Origin of the sequence: Rathayibacter sp. AY1C2 (genome assembly GCF_002931195.1) — a bacterium.
Classification (GTDB): domain Bacteria; phylum Actinomycetota; class Actinomycetes; order Actinomycetales; family Microbacteriaceae; genus Rathayibacter.
In genome coordinates, this window is record NZ_PSWG01000017.1 from 39,858 (window position 1) to 62,395 (window position 22,538).

Sequence of the window (22,538 nt, forward strand, 5' to 3'; positions counted from 1 at the left end):
ACGGTCGCCATGACCACCACAGCACCCACCCGTCGCAGCCCCTGGAAGAAGATCGCCCTCACCGGCGGCGTCCTCCTCGCCGCGGGAGCCCTCGCCGGCGCCGGCGCCTTCGCCGTGTTCACCGACTCCGGGAGCGCCAGCGTCACCGCGGACGCCGGACAGCTCGACATCAACCTCGACGGCACCTTCATCGTGACGGACATCGCGCCCGGAGACACCATCCAGCGCCCGGTGACGATCGTCCTGCCGAACGCCACCAACGACGGCGACCTCGTCTCGTCGGTGCGCTTCTCGCAGGCCGTCACCAACGACGTCGTGGGATCCGACACCACCGACCAGAACCGTGTCGGCCAGTCTCTCGTCTCCGGCCCGAACGGCCTCGACTACCGCCTGCTGACCTGCTCCACCGCCTGGACGACCGCCCCCACCACGACTCCGGCGGGCCCGTACTCCTGCAGCGGGACCACCACGGTCACCGGATCCGGCAAGCTGTCGTCCATCGGCGGCCAGGCCGGCGCGGTCGACTTCACCCCGGCGAACTTCGGCATCACCCCCACCACGACCGGGACCTTCCCCTCGGACGCCGGTGATGTGACGCTGAACACGCTGATCGAGCTCGTCCTGCCGACCGCGGCCGACAACGCGTACGAGAACGCCTCCGCCACGGTCACCTTCACCGCCGCCGCGATCCAGCGCGCCGGCATCCAGAAGTAGACCGTCCCCCACCGCCTCCGTCCTGCCCGGCCGCCACCGGCGCGGGGCGGAGGCATCCCCCTTTCCTCCCGGAGTCGTCCCCATGCCCCACGCCCGTGCGCTCGTCGCCGTCCTCGCGGCGGTGCTCCTCGCGCCCGCGGCGAGCGCCGAGCCCGTCGGCGTGCTCGACGTGCGCGAGCTCTCGGCGCCCGGATCCCTCACCGACCTCGCTCCGGGCGACCGCGCCGAGTGGGCGGTCGAGGTGACCAGCACCGGCCTGTCGCCGCAGGGGGTCTCCGTGGCCTTCGCGGTCGACGGAGGGACGCTGGCGCAGGACCCGCGCGACGGCCTCCAGCTGTCCGTCGAGCTCTGCGGCTCGGCATTCACCGTCGCCGAGGTCGTCGACGGGGGGCGCACGGTCGAGCGCTACCTCTGCCCCGACGACGCTGTGCCGCTCGGATCCGGGCCCGCGGCGACGCTCGGCCGGCTCGACGGTGTCCGTCCGCTCGAGCGCGGGGCCACCGTGGGCGTGCGCGTCCGCGTCCTGTTCCCGGAGTCGGCCGGCAACGGGACCGAGCTCGCGGCGGCGTCGCTGCGGGTGCTCGTGGGCACGACGGAGGAGGATCCCTCCGCGACGCCCGGCCCCGGCTCCTTCCCCGGAGCGGCGGGCGGCGGGCTGGCCGTCACCGGCCGCGACCTGGGCGCTGCGCTCCTGGGCGGGATGCTCGCCCTCGGCTCGGGCGCCCTGCTCGCCGCGGCGGCGCGCCGTCGTCACCGGAGGGAGCAGGCGTGAAGGCCCTCCGCGCTCTCCTCGGCGGCCTGGTCACGATCGTGGCCGTCGCCGGCATCGCCGTCTTCGTCCTCTCCGCGCTCGGTCTCGTGCGGCTCGTGCCGGTGCTGTCGAACTCGATGGCGCCCGGGATGCCCGTCGGCTCCCTCGCCGTCACCCTGCCCGTCGACCAGGCCGCGATCCGCGCCGGTGACGTGATCGTCTTCACCGACCCGGACGATCCGGGCCGCCGCGTCATCCACCGCGTCACCCTCGTCTACTCCGAGGAGGAGGCGGCAGCACTCCGCGGCCGCGAGCCCGGCCAGCTGGCGCTCACCACCAAGGGCGACAACAACGAGTCGGCCGACCCGTGGATCGTGACGATCGCGGACGAGCGGATCTGGCGCGAGAGCTCGGTGGTGCCGCTGCTGGGCTGGCCGAGCATCGGCCTCGCCCACCCGGAGGCGCGGTTCGCGCTCTTCGCCGCGGGCGGCGCGGTCATCGTGGGCGCGCTCCTGATCGCCATCTGGCGCCACCCCGCGGAGGTTGCCCCGTGAGCGGCGCGCACCGCTCGTCGGACGGCACGCCGCCCCCGGAGCCCCTGCGTCCGCCCGCTGAGCACGGACGGCACAGCGCCCGGCCGTCCTCCCGCGACCGCGGAGCCCCGCGCCACTCCCCCGAGGTCCGCCGCCGCGTGGTCTCCCGCGCCGGCCTGGCGGGACTCGTCGCCGGCGCGCTCGTCCTCGGCGCCGCCGCCACCGCCACCGCCGTGCTCCTGGACCGGGGCTCCGTGAGCGCACGGATCGCCTCCGGCACCGTCATCGCGACGTTCACCGGCACCGGAGCGACGACCGTGCCGGTCCCCGTCGCGGGACTCGTCCCCGGCGGCACGGCCCGGCGCCTCCTCGACCTGACGAACGCCGGGACCCTGCCGATGTCGGCCCTCCAGCTGCAGACGGCCACCGGCACCGACCTCTCGGACGGCCTGCAGCTCGCGATCGAGCGCTGCTCGCAGTCCTGGTCGGCCGATGCCGCGACCTGCCCCGGCACCGTCACCACCGTGTCGGCCGACCGCCCCGCCGCCTCCCGCCTCGACCTGCCCGGCTCCCCAGCTCTGGCCGTCGGAGCGACCGACCACCTCCGCCTGACCGTGCGCCTGTCGGAGTCCGCGCCGTCCGCCGCGCAGAGCACCTCGGCGACCCTCACCGTCACCTTCTTCGGCGTGCAGCGTCCGGGCCGCCAGCTGTAGGCGCGGCGGGCCCACGCCTCGGCGGCACCACCGCCGCGCCGCCCCCTTCCGCGCTGAGGTGCCCGGGACGGCCGTCGACACGCCGGAGAGGGCGACCGTCTCGGGCGACTCAGCGGGGCCGCGGGTACCTCGGTGATGCCTCGCTACTCGCGCAGGGCCGCCACGGCGTCGTGGAAGCTCGGCACGTCGGAGAGCACGCCCTCGGGGCCCAGCACCGTCCAGGTCGTGCCCGTGCGGATCAGGACGCCCAGCTCCTCGGCGGGCCGGCGGCGGGTGCGGCGCAGCTCGAGCACGAAGACTCCGGGACGCGCCTCTCTGATCTCGGGCGTGCGCCGGTCGGGCAGCATCACGAGTCCTCCCCGAGGGTCAGCGGTAGACGCTCCACTCCTTCTTCACGATCCGGCGCTCCTCGCCGTCGACCGCGACGATCCACTCGCCGTCCTTCTTGGCCACGACCCGCCCGCGCAGGTACTGCGGCTCCCAGCCGTCGGCCTTGTTGACCCACTTCACGAACCGCGCGAACCGCCCCGGTGCCACGTCGTCTCTGGACATCTCTCGACTCCCCTTCGCCGTCACCGGCACGTCCATCGACCTCCGTCAGGAGTTCACCTCGCCCAGCGCGAGGAGGACCTCTCCTGTGAGGTCTCGAAGCCGGTTCACCGACGGTAGAACGCGCTGCCAGAAGTGGACGAGGCCGTTGACTGATCGACGATCGTCTGGCAGTGGGGTCAGGATGCGGCAGCGGAATCAGGAGTCGAACAGCACGTGCGGCCGTCCGGCGTCGACGATCACGCGGGCGCGCACCCCGTAGACGTCCGCGATCAGCGCCGGAGTGAGCACCTCCTCCGGGGTGCCGCCCGCGACCACGCGCCCCTCGCGCAGCACCAGCAGCGCGTCGCAGAACAGGGCCGCGAGGTTGAGGTCGTGCAGCGCGACGACCGTGGTCACCGGCAGCGCCCGCACCAGGGCTAGCAGCTCCAGCTGATGGCGGATGTCGAGGTGGTTGGTCGGCTCGTCCAGCAGCAGCTCGCGCGGCTCCTGCGCCAGCGCCCGGGCGATGTGCGCGCGCTGCCGCTCGCCGCCCGAGAGGGTGTGCCAGAGGTGGTCGGCCTTCGCCTCGAGATCCACCTGCTCGAGGGCGCGCTCGATCGCGCGCAGGTCCTCGGCCGAGTCTCCGCCCAGAAGGGAGCGGTGCGGTGTCCGCCCCAGCCGGACGACGTCGCGGACGGGGAGGTCCGCCTCCGTCTCGGCCTGCTGCGTCACCGTGGCCACGGCCCGGGCGACCTCGCGGCGGCGGAGCGAGCGGAGCGGCGCGCCGTCGAGGGTGACGACGCCGGCGTCCGGAGCCGCGGTGCCCTGCAGCAGCCGCAGCAGTGACGACTTGCCCGAGCCGTTGGGCCCGAGCAGTCCGACGGTCGAGCCGGGATGGGGGAGGAGCGAGACCCCGTCCACCACCAGGCGGCCGCCCCGGCGCCACGAGACCCGGTCGGCCTCGAGCGTCACGAGCGGCCCCTCCGCCGCAGGAGCAGCAGCATGAACACCGGCACGCCGACGAGTGCCGTGCCGACCCCCACCGGCAGCGGAGTCGGCGCGAACGCCACCCGCGATCCGGCGTCGACCCACACCAGGAACACCGCGCCGAGCAGGATCGTCGCGGGGATCACCCGCGAGTGCCGCTGGCCGAACACGAGTCGCGCGGCGTGCGGCAGCACCAGCCCCACGAAGCCGATCGCGCCGGCGATGCTCACCAGGGTCGCCGTCAGCAGGGCCGTCACCACCAGCAGGAGGAGGCGGGTGCGGCCCACGTGCACGCCGAGCGACGCGGCCACGTCCTCCCCGAAGGCGAACGCGTCGAGCGTGCGCGCCGCGGCGAGGCAGACCACGGAGCCGAGCAGCACGACTCCTCCGCTCAGCGCCACGTCGTCCCAGCGCATGCCCTCGAGGGAGCCGAGCAGCCAGAACATCACGCCGCGCGTCTCGTCCGAGTCGGCGAGAGCGAACACGATCAGCGAGGTCAGCGCCGAGAACAGCTGGGTGCTCGCCACCCCCGCCAGGATCACGCCCGAGGTGCCGCCCGCCGAGAACCGCGTGAGCAGCAGCACGAAGCCGAAGGCGACCAGCGCGCCGACGAAGGCGCCTCCGGAGAGCCCGACCACTCCTCCGCCGACCCCGAGCACGCCGACGAGCACCGCGCCCGTGGACGCTCCGGAGGAGACGCCCAGCACGAACGGGTCGGCGAGCGGATTGCGCAGCAGCGACTGCAGGATCACTCCGCACACGCCGAGCCCCGCCCCGCAGGCCGCGGCCACGAGTGCGCGCGGGAGGCGCTCCTGCCAGACGATCGCGTCCTCGGCCGCACGCACCGGGACGGAGGCGAGCCCGAGGTGGTTGAGGAGGATGTCGCGGACGTTCACGAGCGAGACGTCGGCCGGGCCGAGCGTCACCGCGACGCCGACCGAGAGCGCCAGCGCTAGCAGCCCGCCGACGACCAGCGCGGCGGCGGCCAGACCCCGCGGCACCCGGCGGACGAGGACCGTGCTCGTGCCCGTGTGCGTGCTCAGAGCGAGGCCCCGTTCTCGTCCCACCAGGCGCGGATCTTCTCGAGCCCGTCGACGAAGCGGATCGACGGGTTCAACTCGGCGCCGTGGAGCGCGATGAAGCGGCCGTCCTGCACCGCGGGCAGGCTGCTGGTCAGCGGGTCGGAGCGGAGGAACGCGGTCTTGTCGTCGAGGCGGTCGCCGGGGAAGCGGTCGCGCTGCAGGTCGCCGAGGACCAGGACGTCCGGGTCGGCCGCGACGACGCTCTCCCAGCCGACGGCGGGCCAGTCCTCCGTGCGGTCGGCGAAGACGTTGGTCATGCCGGTCGTGGTGCCGAGCATCGAGGCGAAGTTGTAGCCGCCGGCCATGTAGGGCGTCTTGGTGTCGGCGAACCAGAAGGCGACGCTCCGGCCGCCGAGGTCGACCCCCTCGGTGGCGGCGGCGGCGCGCTCCTGCAGCTGCGCGACCAGGGCGTCGCCGCGCTGCTGCACGTCGAAGACCTCGGCCAGCTCGTGGATCTCCTGGTAGAGGACGTCGACGGTCAGCGGGACGGTGCGCGTGCCGCTCCCGCCGTTGACGCTCGCTCCGTTGTCGCAGTCGGAGGGGGCGAGGTAGGAGCCGATCCCCGTCTCGGCGAGGCGGTCGCGCGAGGCGACGCCCTCGGGCGCGTAGTGCCGGCCGAAGGAGGCGGTGACGAAGTCGGGGTCGGCGCCGAGCAGCACCTCGTAGGTGGGCGCGTTGTCGGCCAGGCGCGGCACGCTCTCGTTCGCGGAGGCGAGGGTCGCGAGCACGGGGTCGGTCCAGGAGGCGGTGCCGACCATCCGGTCCTCGAGGCCGAGGGACAGCAGGATCTCGGTCGAGTTCTGGTCGAGGGAGACGACCCGCTGCGGAGGGGCGGTGACGGTAGTCGTGGTGCCGCAGTTGTCCAGCATGAGCGGGTACGAAGTCGTGCCCTCCCCCGCGGCGGCCGTGCTCTCGGGCTCGATCTGCTCGGAGGCGCCGCAGCCGGTGAGGGCGAGCAGGGTCAGGGCGGCGAGGGCGAGGGCGGCGGGGCGCCGTCGGTGCGTGGACATGGATCTCCCGTGGTTCGTGGGCGTCGGTCGTCGGCCCGGTTCATGGGCCCGGTTCATGGGCCCGGTTCGCCGGCAGGGCTCGGCGGCCCGGTCCGTCGGCGGGCGGCACCCGCGTCTCGGCGTGGAGCCCAGGTAAGCATAGCCTTACCTCATCTGGCCCCGTCCATTCGCGCCAGTCGATCCGCGCCACCGAGCCCTCGGCGCCCTCGGCCCGGCCCGCCGGCGACTCCGCAGAAGTCGCCGTGGTCGCGCGCGCGGACGGCGACCTCCGAGTTCTCATGTCACCCAGAAGGCCCGGAACAGCCGAGTAAGCGGACACCTGTCGCGCACCTCGCCTCCGCAGCCCCCAACCAGGTGGACAGCACCCCGGACACGGTTCCCCTGGGGGCGGGAGAGCGCGATCCTGAACACCGACGATCGACGGCTCCCGCCCCACCGCCCGCCGACCGTCACGGAAGGAACCCGTTGCCCCGCCACTCCGCCCGCACCGCCCCCTCCGGCCGGTCCGCGCTGGTGCGCAAGGCCGACGCGTCCGGCTACCGGCCCGAGATCGAGGGACTGCGCGCCGTCGCGTCCCTCCTGGTCGCGACGTTCCACATCTGGCTGGGCCGCGTCTCCGGAGGCGTCGACGTCTTCTTCGTGATCGCCGGGTTCCTCACGACCCTCACCCTCCTCGGCCAGATCCGCCGGTTCGGGCGCGTGCGTCCGATCGCCTTCCTCCGGAGGCTCGCCTCGCGGCTCTTCCCGGCGGCCGCGGTGGTGCTGGTCGTCGTCGCGGCGCTCGCTCCGCTCCTCCTGCGCCCCTCGCAGCTGCTGCAGACCTTCACCGAGGTGCTCGCCTCGACCTTCTACGTCGAGAACGTCGCGCTCGCGCGGGCCGGAGTGGACTACCTCGCGCAGGACGACTTCCACTCGCCGGTGCAGAACTTCTGGGCGATGTCGGTGCAGGGGCAGTTCTACCTGATCTGGCTCGCCCTGGTGCTCGTCGCGACCCTCGCCGCCGTGCTGCTGCGACGACGCGCGCAGCTGCCGCGGTTGCTGCTGGCGCTCGTCGCGGCGCTCACCGTCCTCTCGTTCGCGTTCTCCGTCGTGCTGGTCGGGATCGACCAGCCGACCGCGTACTACAGCACCCTCGCCCGCTCATGGGAGTTCGGGCTCGGCTCGCTCGCGGCCCTCGTGCTCCCGGGACTGGCGATCCCGGCGGCCCTGCGGACGGTCGCCGGGTGGCTGGGGCTGATCGGAGTCGTCTCCTGCGGATTCGTGCTCCAGGTCTCGAGCGCGTTCCCCGGCACCGCCGCGCTCTGGCCGACCCTCTCGGCGGTGCTCGTGCTCGTCGCCGGGACCGGCCCCGCCCCGGAGCGCGGAGTCGGCCGACTGCTGGCCCTGCGCCCGCTCGTGTGGCTCGGCGGCCTGAGCTACGGGATCTACCTCTGGCACTGGCCGCTCCTGGTCTTCTGGCGCGAGAGCACCGGCGAGGACCCGACCGCTCCGGCGGGCCTGGGCGTCATCGCCGCCGCGATCCTCCTGGCCGCCGCCTCGAAGCGCTTCCTCGAGGACCCCCTCCACCGCCGCGCCCCCGCCGAGCGCCCGCACCGCCTCCGCGCGCTCGCCCCGGCGGCCCTGCTGGCCGTCGCCGCCCTGGTCGGAGCGACGGGCCTCACCGGAACGAACGCCGCGATCGCCGCCGACCTCACCCGCGCGCACGCCCTCCCCGTCTCGACCGAGGGCTGCGTCGGAGCCGCGGCGCTCGCGAACGCCTGCCCCGACTCCTGGACCACGAGCCTGCCCGCCGTCGACGCCTCGGAGGACGGCTCCGCGCTGAACACCGACGAGTGCAGCACGGGCAACTCCGGCACCGCGCTCAAGGAGTGCCGCTTCGGCGATCCCGCCGGCCTCCGTGTGCTGCTCATCGGCAACTCGCATGCGGCGTCCTTCTTCCCGGCGCTGCGCGGCGTCGCGGAGGAGCGCGGCTGGGACCTGCACACCTACTACAAGACGGGCTGCGTCTTCTCGACCGCGGAGCGGCGCGACGACTCCGCCTCCTCCCGCCGCTCCTGCGACGTCTGGAACAGGAAGCTGCAGGAGGAGCTCGCCGGCCAGGAGCCGTATGCGCTCGTCGTCACCGCCTACTCCGCGAAGAAGTCCGTGTTCGTCGACGCGTCCGGCACCCCCGACGAGCAGGCCGGCATCGACGGGTTCCACGAGTCGTGGGCGCCGCTGATCGCCCGCGGATCCACGGTGGTCGCGATCCGCGACAATCCGGTGCTGCCCTCGCTCTCCCTGCTGGCCTGCGCCGAGGAGCCGGGCTCCGCGGCCGACTGCAGCGTGCCGCTCGACGAGGCCTTCGCCGACCGCGAGCTGATGGCCGCCGCCGCCGAGGGCTGGCCGGGCGCCGCCGCCGTCGACCTCACCCGCTGGTTCTGCGACGACCGCGGCTGCCCCCTCGTGATCGGCGGAGTGAAGGTGTACCGCGACCTCGGGCACCTCACCGAGTCGTACGCCCGGACCCTGGCGCCCTACCTCGGCGAGGCGCTGGACCCGCTGGTCGGCTGAGGACGCTCGCGCTCGGCTCCAAACGCATGCAAGACTGTTTATACGAACAGGGATCGGAGGAGCCGATGGGCCACTCTCACGGCGTTCCGGCCGGCTCCGCCGCCGCGCGGCACCGGCGTCCGCTCGTGGCCGCCTTCGTCCTGACCGCGGCGTTCATGGTCGTCGAGTTCGCGGTCGGAGTCGCGACGGGCTCGCTCGCGCTGCTCTCGGACGCCGCGCACATGGGCACCGATGTGCTGGCGCTCGGGATGTCGATCGCCGCGATCTCGCTCGCCGCCCGCCCCGCTGCGAAGGGCCGCACCTACGGCTCCTACCGCCTCGAAGTGCTGGCCGCCCTCGCCAACGGACTGCTCCTGTTCGCGGTCGCCGCGTTCGTGATCGTCGAGGCCGTCCGCCGCTTCGCCGAGCCGCCCGCGGTGCCCGGCGGCCCCCTCCTGATCACCGCCGTCGTGGGCCTGGCGGTCAACCTCGTGAGCCTGCGCCTGCTGTCGGCCGGGGCGAAGGAGAGCATCACCCTCCGCGGAGCCTCCCTCGAGGTGCTCGGCGACGCACTCGGCTCGATCGGCGTGATCGTCGCGGCGATCGTGCTGCTCACCACCGGCTGGGCGTGGGCGGATCCGATCGTCGGCGTGCTGATCGGGCTGCTGATCCTTCCCCGCACCTGGTCGCTGACGCGGCAGGCGCTGGGGATCCTCATGGAGTCGGCGCCCGCGCACGTCGACCTCGCAGCGCTCGAGCGCGACGTCTGCGCCGTCCCCGGCGTGCTCGCGCTGCACGACCTGCACGTGTGGACGATCACCTCGGGCATGGAGAGCGCCACCGGCCACGTGGTCGTCGCCCCCGACGCCGACTACCGCACCGCGCTCTCGCGGGTGCTCGCCGTCCTCCGCGAGCGCCACGGCATCGACCACGCGACCATCCAGTGCGAGCCCGAGGCCTTCCCGGAGACGACGCACCGCGTCTGAGCGCGGGGGTGTCGCGGCGCGCGGCCGCACGCCGCCGCATGCCCACGACACTCCAGGAGTCGTCGCACTCGGCGTCGACTGCGACGACTCCCGGCTTCTCGACGCTGCGGGCCTCGCCCACCCCTGAGCACCTTCCGATTGTTGACGTGAACATGTACAGTCGGCCGTCAGGGCGCGTTCATGTGAACATGCCCGCATTTCGATGGCGAAAGAGAGACCGCATCAATGTCGATGTCCTTCAGAAGGGTCGCCGCGCTCGCCACGAGCGCCGCCCTGGCCACAGGAGCACTGCTGGCGATCCCCGCCGCAGCGGCCCCCGCTCAGGCCGCGGACGCGTTCCGCATCACGCCGAACCCCGCCGCCGCCGGTGAGGCGTTCGAGGGCTGGGGCACCAGCCTCGTCTGGTTCGCGAACGCGACCGGCGGCTATCCCGAGGCCCTCCGCGAGGACCTCTACCAGAAGGTCTTCGGCGACAGCGGCCTCGACCTCAACATCGCCCGCTACAACATCGGCGGCGGCAACGCCTCCGATGTGAAGGACTACCTCCGCCCGGGCGGCGCCGTCGAGGGCTGGTGGAAGCCGAACCCGGCCGGCGACGCGTCGACCTACGGCGGCACCTCCACGAAGCTCGCCGACCGCGACGCGCTCCTGGCCAAGTGGAACGCGGACGACCCCGCCTCCTACGACTGGACCGCCGACGAGACGCAGCGCTGGTGGGTCGAGAGGCTCGCCGAGGAGAAGCAGATCTCGCACTGGGAGGCGTTCTCCAACTCCGCCCCGTACTTCATGACCGAGAGCGGCTACGTCTCGGGCGGCTTCGACGCGAACAGCGAGCAGCTGAAGCCCGCCGCCGAGGAGCAGTTCGCGAAGTACCTCGTGAAGGTCACCGAGCACATGGAGGACGAGTACGGCATCGAGTTCGACACGCTCGACCCCTTCAACGAGCCGAACACGAACTACTGGGGCACGCAGCTCTCCAACGGCGTCCCGACCGGCGGACGCCAGGAGGGAATGCACGTCGGACCGACGCGCCAAGCGGGTCTGATCCCCGACGTCGCCGCCGTGCTGGACGCCTCGACCACCGACGCCGGCATCGCCGCGATGGACGAGACCAACCCCGACATCTTCGCGACGAACTGGGCCGCCTACTCCGCCGCGATCCGCGCCGAGGTCGACCGGATGAACGTCCACACCTACGGCACCTCGGGCCGCCTCAAGGTCCGCGACCTCGCGAAGCAGGCCGACACCGACCTGTGGATGAGCGAGATCGAGGGCAACTGGGTCACCGGCTTCGACCCCACCAACATGGAGAACGGCCTCGGCATCGCCGGCCGCATCAACGACGACCTGCGCGAGCTCGAGCCCAAGGCGTGGGTGCTCTGGCAGCCCGTCGAGGACTACTACAACATGCAGCAGCCCAAGCCCAAGGGCGAGAACCTCAACTGGGGCTCCGTCTACATCGACCTGGACTGCAAGCCGTACCAGGAGAACGGAACCGAGGTCTGGAAGTCGGTCCGCCGCGTCGCCGACGCCGGTGGCGACTCCACCAAGGCCCCGGTCTGCGGCGTCGAGACGAACTCGAAGTTCAACACCATCCGGAACTTCACCAAGTTCATCCACGAGGGCGACCACCTGATGCCCTCCAACGACAGCTCCTCCACTGCCGCCGTCCGCGGCGACGGCTCGGGCGCGACCGTCGTGCACACCAACAGCACCGCGACCGAGAAGACCGTCGTGCTCGACCTCTCCCGCTTCGGCACCATCGCCGACACCGCGACGGTCACCCCGTACGTCACCACGAAGGCCTCCTCGGCCGCCGCTCCCACGAGCAACGCCCTGGTCGCCAAGACGCCGGTGAGCGTCGACCGCATCTCGCGCACCGCCACGATCACCGTGCCCGCCAAGTCGGTCACGAGCTTCTCGATCGACGGAGTCTCGGGAGTCGCCGACTCCGCCCCCGCCCTGCGCGACGGCCACCGCTACCAGCTGGTCGGCACCCAGAGCGGCAAGGCCCTGACCGGCAACCCCTCGGGCGCCGCGACCACGATCACCGGCCTCGCCACCGATTCCGCCACGGCCGCCAAGCAGACCTGGACGGTCCGCGAGGTCGCCGCCGGCGAGCGCGAGGCCACCCGCCGCGTCGTCCTCGTCAACGGCGACGGACGCGTGCTCGGAGCCACGACCGCCGGCACCGACCTGCGCTCGCTGTCCGTCGACGCGGCGAAGACGACCGCCGCGACCCGCTGGATCGTCAACACCACCGACGGCGTGAACTTCTCGCTCGTCAACGAGTCGATCGCCCAGTCGCTCGACGTGAACGGCGGCTCCAGTGCCGACAACGCGTCGGTCGGCGTCTACACCTCCAACGGCGGAGCGAACCAGTCGTGGTCCCTCCGCGACCTCGCGCCGACCGCCGGCCAGACGATCGCCGTCCGCACCACCGCGGGCGTCGCTCCGACCCTGCCCGCGAGCATCACCCCGCAGTACTCCTGGGGAGCCGGCGCACCGCTCGCCGTCACCTGGCAGCGCCCCGCCGACTCGGCGTACGGCGCGACCGGCCGCGTCGAGGTGCCCGGCACCGCGACCGACCTCTACGGCCAGACGATCACGGTCACCGCGCTCGTCGACGTCGGCGGACTGACCGCGACCGACCCCGTGTCGGTCACGGCCGCCGCGGGCGCCTCGGTCGCCGGAGTGAAGGCCTCGGCCCCGACGACGGTCCCCGCCCGCGTGGGCGCCTCGGCCAGCACCTTCCCGGTGCCGGTCGTCTGGGACTGGACGCCGCTCACCACCGCCTCCCTCGCCCGGGCCGGGCAGGTGACGGTCTCGGGAACGGCGACCGCCGACGGCGCGACGCTCCCCGCCACGCTCACGGTGCTCGTCACCACGGGCACGCTCCGCAACTTCAACCCGGACGCCGGCATCGTCGCGACCGCGTCGTCGTCGGAGTCGGGCTACGGACCGGAGCGCACCCGCAACGGCGTCGACGGCGACAAGGGCTGGTCGAACTGGACCAACGGCACCAAGGCCGCGCAGAGCTCGCTGACCTACACCTTCCCCTCGACCCACCAGGTCGAGAAGGTGTCGGTGCAGTTCCTCGCCGACGGCGGCACCAGCTGGGCGCAGACCTACCAGCTGCAGTACCAGGCCGCCGACAGCACGACCTGGACCGCGGTCCCCGGCTACGAGTCGGCCGTGGCCCTCGCGTCGCCGGCCGGCGGAACGGCTCCGACCCTGGTCGCGTCGTTCGCGCCCGTCACGGCCAAGGCCTTCCGCGTCGTGATGAACGCCTACGACAACACGCACCTGATCGTGGCCGAGACCAAGCTCTACGAGTCGGTCGCCTCGCCCGCCGCGGTCGCCACCCTGGGCGCCCTGCGCGTCGGAGGAGCCGGCATCGCCGGGTTCGACCCGGCCCGCACCTCCTACGCGGTCACCGTCGAGGGCACGGCGATGCCGGTGATCGGAGCAGTGGCGACCGACTCGGCGGCCACCGTGCGGATCACCCAGCCGACGACGGCGAACGGCGGAGTCGCGACCATCGCGGTCCGCGCGGCCGACGGCTCCGTCACCTCGACCACGACGGTGACGGTGACCCTGAAGGCGCCCGCCGCCCTCGCGGTCGCGGTCACGGCGACCACCCGCTGCATCGCCGGCAAGGTGACGCTCACCGTCGCGGCGAAGAACGAGTCCGGCGTGCCGGTCTCGATGACCATCGCGACGCCCTCCGGGTCGAAGCAGGTCACCGGAGTCGCGCCCGGCGCGAGCGGCAGCGCCGCGTTCACCACGCGCGCGGCCTCGGTGCCGGCCGGCCAGGCCACCGTCACCGCGACGGGCACGGTCGACGGCAAGCAGGTCACCTCGGTGGCGACGGGAGCGTACGCGGCCCGCAGCTGCTGACGCCCCCTTTGACACGGACCGCCTCCGCCCCTCCGGGGACGGGGGCGGTCCGTCGTTCATCGGGAGCGGCGCTGCGGGGGCGGCACGTCGCGGGATCCCGATGCGCCCGCGGCGCGGGCTACTCGATCAGCATGGATCCGTGCCGGTCGGGCGGCCGCACACCTCCGCGCCGGTGGAGCGACCGCGCACCCCCATGCCGGTCGACCAGCCGCGGCACGCGGAGTATCGAGACCCCGCTCAGTGCCCCGCGGCCGTCTCGTCGCGGGAGCGCAGGCGCGAGACGCCCATCACGACGGCCGCGATGACCAGACCCAGCACGAGGCCGAAGATCATCGAGACGAAGGTGTCGGCCAGCCACACGACGACCGGGCCCGCGCCCTCGACCGCGTGGGTGACGACGTGCACGAGGTCGTACGGACCGTGCCACACCGTCTCGGCGAGGTTCGCGACGACGAGGTGCCCGCCGACCCAGAGCATGGCGAGCGTCCCGATGATGCTGATCGCGCGGAACACGACCGGCATCGACGCGACGATCCTCGCCCCGGTGCGCCGCACGCCGCGGGCCGCGTTCTTCATCAGGCGCAGGCCCACGTCGTCGATCTTCACGAGCAGCGCGACGGCGCCGTAGACGAGCACGGTCATCCCGAGCCCGACGACCAGGAGCGCGCCGAGCGTGGGCCAGATCCCGAAGTCGGGGTCGAGGCCGTCGAGCGCGATCAGCATGATCTCGGTGCTCAGGATGAGGTCGGTGCGGATGGCGCCGAAGACGAGCTTCTTCTCGTCGCGCGCCTCCGTCTCGTGGCCGCCGTGCGAGACGCCGAACCACTCGAGCACCTTCTCCGCCCCCTCGAAGCAGAGGAACGCGCCGCCGAGGATGAGCAGGTACGGCAGCACCTGCGGCGCGAACGCCGAGAGCAGCAGCGCCAGCGGGATGATGATGACGAACTTGTTGAACAGGCTCCCCAGCGCGATCCGCCCGACCACCGGCAGCTCCCGCGCGGGCGTGAGGCCCTGCACGTACTGCGGGGTGACGGCCGCGTCGTCGATCACGACGCCCGCCGTCTTGGCGCTCGCCTTCAGGGCGGCGGTGAGGATGTCATCGACAACCGCGAGCAGGCCGACCGACATGTGCGTCTCCTTGGAGGTCCGGGGTGAGAGGGCTCACAGTATCGCGAGCGCCGCGGTCGAGCGGGCACGGGGAGGGGCGTGGGTGCGGCAGAGGGGGTCCGGTGCAGGGGATCTCGATACGGAGGCGGGGCCGGCTCCTCGATCAGCGTGAAGGGCGGGCGGGCTCCGCGGGCCGGCTCCGCGGAAGCATCAGGCGGCGGGGGCCGGGCCGGTGCTCTCGCGGACGATGAGGCGGGTCGGCACGAGCGAGACGCCGGTGCGCTCGCCCGACTCGAGCTCGCGCAGGAGGATGTCGACCGAGCGGCGGCCCGTGTCCCCGAAGAACTGGCGCACCGTCGTCAGCGGCGGCCAGAAGCTCGCCGACTCCTGCATGTCGTCGAAGCCCGCGACGCTCACCTCGCCGGGCACGGCGCGTCCGGCCTCGTGCAGGGCGCGCAGCACGCCGAGCGCCATCTGGTCGTTGGCGGCGAAGATCGCGGTGACCTCCGGATCGGCGGCGAGCTGCTTGCCGAGGCGGTAGCCGGAGTCGGTGGACCAGTCGCCGACCAGCACCTCCGGCACCGGGGCGCCGCGCTCGATCAGGGTCGACTCCCACGCCTCGTGGCGGCGCTCGGCGGAGTAGGAGCGGTCGGGGCCGGCGATGTGGTGCACGGTGCGGTGTCCGAGTCCGAGCAGGTGCTCGACGGCCTGGCGGGCGCCCGACATCTGGTCGGTGTCGACCACCGGGTACTTCTCGCCGCCGGCGGAGTCGACGACCACCACGGGCAGGTCCGGCGGGAGGACGATGTCGGCCTCGTCGAGCAGGTGCGCCTCGACGATGATGATGACGCCGTCGACCGCCTCCTCGCTCAGCCGGTGGAACGCGACCGACACCTCGCCCTGGGTGGGGTGGGAGACGGGGATGAGGGTGATCGAGTAGCCCGCGTCGGCGGCCGCGATCGCGATGGCGTCGAGGGTGCGCATGTTGCCGAACGAGGACAGCGTGAACATGATCACGCCGATGCTGTGGAAGCGGCCCGTCCGCAGGGCCCGCGCCGCGCTGTTGGGCCGGTAGCCGAGGGCCCGCATCGCCTCGAGGACCCGCTCGCGCGTCTCGCCGTCGACGTTCTGCTTGCCGTTCGACACCCGCGAGACCGTCTGGCCCGAGACGTTCGCGCGCCGGGCCACGTCGGCCATCGAGACGCCGCGTCGCGGCCGGGTGGACGGGGACGGGCGGTCGGTCTCGAGTGACATGGGCTTCCCTTTATAGCGCGCCGCCCGTCAGCCGTGGTGCATCGTGCGCCGAACCGTGACGCAGGAACAGTCGCGGGTGGCGACGTGGACATGCTACGGTGACGCTCTGCCATGTTGACGTGAACATGACGGGCCCGCACTACTCCCCGAACGGAATCCCATGACGACGACGTCTCCCCCCGTCCCGCTGAGCGAGGTCGCCCCTCCGGCGTCCCCCCTCGCGGCCCCGAAGTCGCGGGCGAAGAGCGAGTGGAAGGGCCTGGCGTTCGTCGCCCCCTTCCTCGTCGTCTTCCTCCTGGTCTTCATCGCCCCGGTCGTCTACTCGATCTACCTCAGCCTCTTCCGCGAGCAGCTGGTGGGCGGCAACTCCTTCGTCGGCTTCGCGAACTACGCCGCGATCTTCACCGACCCGAACTTCTGGGAGGGCTTCGGCCGCGTCCTGCTGTTCCTCGTCGTGCAGGTCCCCGTGATGCTCGTGCTGGCCCTCGTCGCGGCCCTCGCGATCGACAGCGGGCGCCTCCACGGCACCGGCTTCTTCCGCATCGTGGTCTTCCTCCCCTACGCCGTCCCCGCGGTCGTCGCGGTGCTGATGTGGGGCTTCATCTACGGCGACAACTTCGGCCTGGCCGCGAACGTCAACGACCTGCTCGGCTCCGACGTCGTCCAGCCCTTCTCGCGCGACTGGATCCTCGCCTCGATCGGCAACATCGTCACGTGGGAGTTCGTGGGCTACAACATGCTCATCTTCTACTCCGCGCTGAAGACGATCCCCGGCGAGCTCTACGAGGCGGCCGAGATCGACGGCGCCGGCCCGATGCGCGTCATCCGCTCGATCAAGCTGCCCGCCCTGCGCGGCGCGATCGTCATCGCCACGATCTTCTCGATCATTGGCAGCTTCCAGCTGTTCAACGAGCCGAACATCCTCCGGACGCTGGCGCCGAACATCATCACCACCTACTTCACCCCGAACATGTACGCCTACAACCTGTCCTTCGCCGGTCAGCAGTACAACGCGTCGGCCACGGTCGCCATCGTCATGGGCGTGATCACCGCGGTGATCGCCTACGTCGTGCAGCTCCGCGGCGCGCGGAAGGAGAACTGATGGCCCTCGCGACCGCTCCCCGGACGCCCGCCCGCGCCCCGAAGCGCCCGGCCGCCCGCCGCGGCTCCTCGGTGCAGCCCAAGAAGTCGATCGCCTTCACCCTGCTGATGTCGGTCTTCATCCTCTACAGCCTCGTGCCGCTGGCCTGGCTGGTCATCAACGCGACGAAGACGCAGGCCGGCCTGCTCTCGAGCTTCGGCCTCTGGTTCGACGGCGACTTCGTCTTCTTCCAGAACATCGCCGACACCCTCAGCTACCGCGACGGGATCTTCCTCCGCTGGCTCGGCAACACCCTGCTCTACGTCGTCGTCGGCGCCGGAGGAGCGACGCTCCTGGCCACGCTCGCCGGCTACGGCCTCGCGAAGTTCCGCTTCACGGGCCGCAAGGCGGTCTTCGCCGTGGTGCTCGGAGCGATCGCGGTCCCCGGCACGGCCCTCGCCGTCCCGACGTTCCTCATGTTCAGCCAGCTCGGCCTGACCAACACCCCGTGGGCGATCATCATCCCCTCGCTGATCAGCCCGTTCGGCCTGTACCTGGTGTGGGTCTACGCGGTGGAGTCGGTGCCCACCGAGCTGCTCGAAGCGGCGCGGATGGACGGGGCGGGCGAGTTCCGCACCTTCTTCACCATCTCCATCCGCCTCCTCGCCCCCGGCATCGTGACCGTGCTGCTGTTCTCGGTCGTCGCGACCTGGAACAACTACTTCCTCCCGCTGATCATGCTGAGCGACCCCACCTGGTACCCGCTCACCGTCGGCCTCAACCAGTGGAACGCGCAGGCCACCGGCGTCAGCGCGCAGCCGATCTACAACCTCGTGATCACGGGCTCGCTCCTCACGATCATCCCCATCGTCGTCGCCTTCCTCGGACTCCAGCGCTTCTGGCAGTCCGGTCTGAGCGCCGGCAGCGTCAAGGGCTGAGCCCTCCCCCTACCCATCCCCTGGCCGGAGCGTCCTGCCCCGTCCACAGCACCCGCAGCACGAAGAAGTGAAGGGAAACACCACCATGAAGATCGCCCGTTCCGCCCTCAGGCGGACCCTGACGGTCGCGGCCGTCGCGGCCCTGGCCGCCGGCTCCCTCGCGGCCTGCTCGTCCACCTCCGGTGGCGGCACGACCACGAGCGCCGGCTCCGCCGCCGACCTCGACTCCGCCCTCGAGGCCGGTGGCAAGATCACGTACTGGAGCTGGACCCCCAGCGCCGAGGCGCAGGTCGCCGCGTTCGAGAAGGCCTACCCGAAGGTCGACGTCGAGCTCGTCAACGCCGGCACCAACAAGGACGAGTACACCAAGCTCGAGAACGCGATCAAGGCCGGCTCGGGCGCCCCCGACGTCGTCCAGATCGAGTACTACGCCATGCCGCAGTTCGCGCTGTCGGACTCGCTCCTCGACCTGTCGCAGTACGGCATGGGCGACCTCGAGGACAAGTACTCCGCCTCCACCTGGGGGAGCGTCAACATCGACGGCAAGCTCGTCGGCCTCCCGCAGGACTCGGGCCCCATGGCGCTGTTCTACAACAAGACCGTCTTCGACCAGTACGGCATCGCCGTCCCCGCCACCTGGGACGAGTACGTGGCCGCGGCCGAGAAGCTGCACACCGCCGACCCGTCGAAGTACATCACCGCCGACACCGGCGACGCCGGCTTCGCGACCAGCATGATCTGGCAGGCGGGCGGCGAGCCGTTCACCACCGACGGCACGGACGTGAAGATCGACCTCGCCGACGAGGGCACCGCCAAGTGGACCGGCGTCTGGAACCAGCTCGTCGAGAAGAAGCTGCTCTCGGACACCCCCGCCTGGGGCGACGAGTGGTACAAGGGCCTCGCCGACGGCTCCATCGCCTCCCTGGTGACCGGCGCCTGGATGCCCGGCGTGCTGGAGTCCAGCGTCCCCGACGCCTCCGGCGACTGGGCCGTCGCGCCGATCCCGACCTACGACGGCACCGCCGTCAGCGCCGAGAACGGCGGTGGCGGCCAGTCCGTCACCAAGCAGAGCGAGAACCCGGCGCTGGCCGCCGCGTTCCTGCGCTGGCTGAACAGCGACCAGGCCTCGGTCGACGTCTTCCTGCAGAGCGGCGGATTCCCGTCGACCACGGCCGACCTCGACAGCTCGGACTTCACCGGTCAGGAGTCGGAGTACTTCGGCGGCCAGAAGATCAACGAGGTGCTGACCCAGGCCTCGAAGGACGTCCGCTCCGGCTGGTCGTACCTGCCCTACCAGGTCTACGCGAACAGCGTCTTCGGCGACACCGTCGGCCAGGCGTACGCCAACGGCACCAGCCTCGACCAGGGCCTCGCCGACTGGCAGAGCAAGCTCGTCCAGTACGGCAACGCGCAGGGCTTCACCGTCTCGGAGTAGCACCACTGCTCGACGCGGGGCCGGCCGGATCGCTCCGGTCGGCCCCGCGTCGTTCTCACGCTCGGACACACCGGGCACCGATCCTGAGGGGGATCCAGATGACCACCGCTCCCGAGAGCCGCTTCGCCATCGGCACCGCCGACTTCGAGCTCGACGGCCGCCCGCACCGCATCCTGTCGGGGGCGCTGCACTACTTCCGCATCCACCCGGACCTCTGGGCCGACCGGATCCGCAAGGCCCGCCTGATGGGCCTGAACACCATCGAGACCTACGTCGCCTGGAACGCGCACGAGCCGCGCCGCGGCGAGTGGCGCGAGGACGCCGGGCTCGACCTGGGCCGCTTCCTCGACCTGATCGCCGCCGAGGGCATGCACGCGATCGTGCGCCCCGGCCCCTACATCTGCGCGGAGTGGGACAACGGCGCCCTCCCGGCCTGGCTCTTCCGCGACCCCGAGGTGGGCGTGCGCCGCTCGGAGCCGAACTACCTCGCCGCGGTCAGCGACTACCTGCGCCGCGTGTACTCGATCGTGGCCCCGCGCCAGATCGACGCCGGCGGGCCTGTGGTCCTCGTGCAGATCGAGAACGAGTACGGCGCGTACGGCTCCGACAAGGAGTACCTGGCCGAGCTCGTGCGGGTGACCCGCGACTCCGGCATCACGGTGCCGCTGACCACCATCGACCAGCCCACTCCGCAGATGCTCGCCGACGGCAGCCTGCCGGGCCTGCACCTCACCGGGTCGTTCGGCTCGCGGACCACGGAGCGCCTCGCGACGCTGCGCGAGTTCCAGCCCACCGGGCCGCTGATGTGCATGGAGTTCTGGTGCGGCTGGTTCGACGACTGGGGCACCCAGCACCACACGACGGACGCCGACGCCTCCGCCCAGGAGCTCGACACCCTGCTCGCGGCCGGCGGCTCGGTCAACATCTACATGTTCCACGGCGGCACCAACTTCGGCCTGACCAGCGGCGCGAACGACAAGGGCCGCTACGCCGCGATCACGACGAGCTACGACTACGACGCCCCGCTCGACGAGGGCGGCGACCCGACCGCGAAGTTCTGGGCGTTCCGCGACGTCATCGCGCGCTACGCGCCGGTGCCGGAGGAGGTGCCCGCGGTGCGCCCGCCGGCCCCCGCCCTGACCGCTCCGCTCGTCCCCGGCCCGGCGCTGCTCGGCCTCGGCCAGGCGTTCGGACCGGCCGCGCACCTCGACGCGATGGCCAGCTTCGACGACCTCGGCCACGACGACGGCTTCGTGCTCTTCACGACGACGCTCGACGGCTCCTCCGCTCCGGCCCGCCTCGTGGTGGGCGAGGAGGTGCGCGACCGCGCCTGGGTGCTGCTGGACGGCGTGCCGGTGGGCGTGCTGGCGCGCGACCACCACGAGCGGGCGCTGACGCTGCCGAGCGGACGGGGCGAGCTCGCGATCCTGGTCGAGAACCAGGGCCGGGTGAACTACGGCACTCGCATCGGCGAGCACAAGGGCCTGATCGGAGGCGTGACGCTCGACGGCGCCCCGCTGAACGGCTGGGCGGCGCGTGCCCTCGCGCTCGAGTGCCTCCCCGACCTGGCCGTCGCGGCACCGGCGTTCTCGGCCGGACCGCAGCTCGCCTCCGGCTCGTTCGACCTCGACGAGCAGGCCGACCTCTACGTGGACACGCTGCACTGGGGCAAGGGACTGGTCTGGGTGAACGGCTTCCTCCTCGGGCGCTACTGGCGCCGCGGACCGCAGCGGACGCTGATCGTCCCCTCGCCGGTCACCCGCGCCGGCCGCAACCGCGTCGTGGTGCTGGAGCTGGAGGGCATCGCCGAGCCGGAGATCCGCCTGCTCGCGGGAGCCGAGCTCGGGCACACCGAGATCTGAGCTGCGGAGCGGAGGCGGCGGGAACGGCCGTCGGAGGCGTGGGCTCGGAGTTCCGGGCTCCGTTGTGCGAGTGGGGCCGGGCCGACTCCGGTCCGCACGCGCTGCCGGACCGCCTCCGGTCTGCGGGTGCCACCGGGCCGCCTCCGTCCTGTGGGCGGCGCCGGGCCGCCTCCGGGACGCGGGGCTCTGCTAGCCTCAGGCGCCCCGGTGCGGCGCCGGCGGGCGAAGGGGGAGACATGATGTCCAAGACACTGCTGCGCACGACTCTGATGGGAGGCGTGCTGCTGCTCGCCCTCTCGGGCTGCGCGGGGACCGCGACGAGCGGATCGACCCTCCGCCCGTTCACTCCGACGCTCCCCTCGTCGTCGGCCGCCCCGTCCGCCACCGCGACGGCCGCCGCCCCTGCCGCCGACACCGCTCAGAAGACCGGCGAGCAGGTGGCCGCCGTGCTGACCGGCGTGCAGTTCGTGCCCGGCGAGTACGCGAGCATCCAGGAGATGCTCGACTCGATCTACCCCGGCCTCACCGCGACCGACGCCAGCTGCCTCTCGCCGTTCGGCCTGGGCTGGGACACCGCGCAGCCCGCCGCCGGACTCTCGTACGGCACCAGCGCCGACCGCTCCATGACCGCCGTCGTGTCGAGCACCGGCACCGCCGACGCGGCCGCCTCGCTCCTCGCGAGCGCCACCGACGCGACCACGCGCTGCGCCTCCGGCTCGACGCTCTTCGCGATGCAGGGCGTGCCGGTCGAGACGACCGTCGAGCGCACCGAGCAGACGCTGACCGGCGCCGACGAGACGCTCGGCTGGAAGGTGTCCGGAGCCGTGGGCGGCAAGCCGTTCTCGCTCGTGGGCATCACCGCGCGCGTCGGCGGCGACGCGGTCGCGCTCGTGGGCTGGGACCCGACCACGAACACCTCGTACGTCCCGCGCGCGACGCAGCTCGTCGTCGACGGGCTGTAGGGCGCTGGGCGCTGGGAGCTGGACGCTCTGAGCTCTGGCTCTGAGCTCTGAGTCCTGCGCTCGGCCGTCCTCCCCTCCGCGAGAGTCCAGGAGTCGTCGCACTCGACGCTGAGTGCGACAACTCTTGAACAGTGGGCGGACGATCGGGCCGAGCGCCTGA

General features: G+C 72.4%; 19 protein-coding genes. 12 read left to right on the top strand and 7 right to left on the bottom strand.

Going from position 1 to position 22,538, the window contains the following annotated elements; translation table 11 throughout:
• The first annotated feature begins 9 nt into the window (after positions 1 to 9).
• The 4 genes from C5C55_RS12090 (at position 10) to C5C55_RS12105 (ending at position 2,711) form a co-directional block, all read left to right on the top strand.
• Positions 10 to 714: a TasA family protein gene (locus tag C5C55_RS12090; RefSeq protein ID WP_104234080.1), complete on the top strand. Its 705-nt coding sequence runs from the start codon at positions 10 to 12 to the stop codon at positions 712 to 714.
• Positions 715 to 796: 82 nt separating this feature from the next.
• Positions 797 to 1,486 carry a hypothetical protein gene (locus tag C5C55_RS12095; protein ID WP_104234081.1) on the top strand — a complete coding sequence of 230 codons (690 nt, stop codon included), beginning with the start codon at positions 797 to 799 and terminating at the stop codon, positions 1,484 to 1,486.
• Positions 1,483 to 2,019, top strand: coding sequence for a signal peptidase I (locus tag C5C55_RS12100; protein WP_104234082.1), 537 nt, complete (start codon positions 1,483 to 1,485; stop codon positions 2,017 to 2,019). The genes C5C55_RS12095 and C5C55_RS12100 overlap by 4 nt, the downstream gene beginning before the upstream one ends.
• The gene (locus C5C55_RS12105) at positions 2,016 to 2,711 is read left to right on the top strand and encodes a peptidase (RefSeq protein ID WP_104234083.1); all 696 of its coding nucleotides are present in this window, start codon (positions 2,016 to 2,018) and stop codon (positions 2,709 to 2,711) included. Before C5C55_RS12100 ends, C5C55_RS12105 begins: the two co-directional genes overlap by 4 nt.
• Before the next feature lie 143 nt (positions 2,712 to 2,854).
• Here the strand turns inward: C5C55_RS12105 and C5C55_RS12110 are convergent, their stop codons facing one another.
• From C5C55_RS12110 to C5C55_RS12130, 5 genes are all read right to left on the bottom strand, one after another.
• The gene (locus C5C55_RS12110; RefSeq protein ID WP_104234084.1) at positions 2,855 to 3,058 is read right to left on the bottom strand and encodes a hypothetical protein; all 204 of its coding nucleotides are present in this window, start codon (positions 3,056 to 3,058) and stop codon (positions 2,855 to 2,857) included.
• A gap of 19 nt (positions 3,059 to 3,077) precedes the next feature.
• Positions 3,078 to 3,263 (bottom strand): hypothetical protein, encoded by a 186-nt coding sequence (locus tag C5C55_RS12115; protein WP_104223398.1) that lies wholly within the window; start codon positions 3,261 to 3,263, stop codon positions 3,078 to 3,080.
• Positions 3,264 to 3,458: 195 nt separating this feature from the next.
• Positions 3,459 to 4,214: an ABC transporter ATP-binding protein gene (locus C5C55_RS12120; protein WP_104234085.1), complete on the bottom strand. Its 756-nt coding sequence runs from the start codon at positions 4,212 to 4,214 to the stop codon at positions 3,459 to 3,461.
• Complete coding sequence (locus C5C55_RS12125) at positions 4,211 to 5,296, bottom strand: iron ABC transporter permease (RefSeq protein WP_104234086.1); 1,086 nt, start codon at positions 5,294 to 5,296, stop codon at positions 4,211 to 4,213. Before C5C55_RS12125 ends, C5C55_RS12120 begins: the two co-directional genes overlap by 4 nt.
• Positions 5,269 to 6,321, bottom strand: coding sequence for an ABC transporter substrate-binding protein (locus C5C55_RS12130; protein ID WP_104234087.1), 1,053 nt, complete (start codon positions 6,319 to 6,321; stop codon positions 5,269 to 5,271). Before C5C55_RS12130 ends, C5C55_RS12125 begins: the two co-directional genes overlap by 28 nt.
• A 465-nt stretch (positions 6,322 to 6,786) precedes the next feature.
• Here C5C55_RS12130 and C5C55_RS12135 point away from each other — a divergent pair, with 465 nt between their 5' ends.
• The 3 genes from C5C55_RS12135 to C5C55_RS12145 all read left to right on the top strand — a co-directional run bounded on the left by C5C55_RS12135 (position 6,787) and on the right by C5C55_RS12145 (position 13,739).
• Positions 6,787 to 8,874 (top strand): acyltransferase family protein, encoded by a 2,088-nt coding sequence (locus C5C55_RS12135; RefSeq protein WP_181067848.1) that lies wholly within the window; start codon positions 6,787 to 6,789, stop codon positions 8,872 to 8,874.
• A 65-nt stretch (positions 8,875 to 8,939) separates the two neighbouring features.
• Complete coding sequence (locus tag C5C55_RS12140) at positions 8,940 to 9,839, top strand: cation diffusion facilitator family transporter (RefSeq protein ID WP_104226358.1); 900 nt, start codon at positions 8,940 to 8,942, stop codon at positions 9,837 to 9,839.
• 231 nt (positions 9,840 to 10,070) lie between these two features.
• A complete protein-coding gene (locus tag C5C55_RS12145) occupies positions 10,071 to 13,739 on the top strand; it encodes a glycoside hydrolase (protein ID WP_181067849.1) in 3,669 nt (1,222 codons plus the stop codon).
• 237 nt (positions 13,740 to 13,976) lie between these two features.
• Here the strand turns inward: C5C55_RS12145 and C5C55_RS12150 are convergent, their stop codons facing one another.
• The gene (locus tag C5C55_RS12150; protein ID WP_104226356.1) at positions 13,977 to 14,867 is read right to left on the bottom strand and encodes a DUF808 domain-containing protein; all 891 of its coding nucleotides are present in this window, start codon (positions 14,865 to 14,867) and stop codon (positions 13,977 to 13,979) included.
• 189 nt (positions 14,868 to 15,056) lie between these two features.
• Positions 15,057 to 16,100 carry a LacI family DNA-binding transcriptional regulator gene (locus C5C55_RS12155; protein WP_146080948.1) on the bottom strand — a complete coding sequence of 348 codons (1,044 nt, stop codon included), beginning with the start codon at positions 16,098 to 16,100 and terminating at the stop codon, positions 15,057 to 15,059.
• 160 nt (positions 16,101 to 16,260) lie between these two features.
• Between C5C55_RS12155 and C5C55_RS12160 the strand changes: the two genes are divergently transcribed.
• The 5 genes from C5C55_RS12160 to C5C55_RS12180 all read left to right on the top strand — a co-directional run bounded on the left by C5C55_RS12160 (position 16,261) and on the right by C5C55_RS12180 (position 22,378).
• The gene (locus tag C5C55_RS12160; RefSeq protein WP_104223405.1) at positions 16,261 to 17,202 is read left to right on the top strand and encodes a carbohydrate ABC transporter permease; all 942 of its coding nucleotides are present in this window, start codon (positions 16,261 to 16,263) and stop codon (positions 17,200 to 17,202) included.
• A gap of 107 nt (positions 17,203 to 17,309) precedes the next feature.
• Positions 17,310 to 18,119 (top strand): carbohydrate ABC transporter permease, encoded by an 810-nt coding sequence (locus C5C55_RS12165; RefSeq protein WP_258062773.1) that lies wholly within the window; start codon positions 17,310 to 17,312, stop codon positions 18,117 to 18,119.
• 85 nt (positions 18,120 to 18,204) lie between these two features.
• The gene (locus C5C55_RS12170) at positions 18,205 to 19,554 is read left to right on the top strand and encodes a sugar ABC transporter substrate-binding protein (RefSeq protein ID WP_104223423.1); all 1,350 of its coding nucleotides are present in this window, start codon (positions 18,205 to 18,207) and stop codon (positions 19,552 to 19,554) included.
• Between the two features lie 98 nt (positions 19,555 to 19,652).
• Positions 19,653 to 21,416 carry a beta-galactosidase family protein gene (locus tag C5C55_RS12175; protein WP_104234090.1) on the top strand — a complete coding sequence of 588 codons (1,764 nt, stop codon included), beginning with the start codon at positions 19,653 to 19,655 and terminating at the stop codon, positions 21,414 to 21,416.
• Between the two features lie 236 nt (positions 21,417 to 21,652).
• Complete coding sequence (locus C5C55_RS12180) at positions 21,653 to 22,378, top strand: hypothetical protein (RefSeq protein ID WP_104234091.1); 726 nt, start codon at positions 21,653 to 21,655, stop codon at positions 22,376 to 22,378.
• The last annotated feature ends 160 nt before the right edge of the window (positions 22,379 to 22,538 follow it).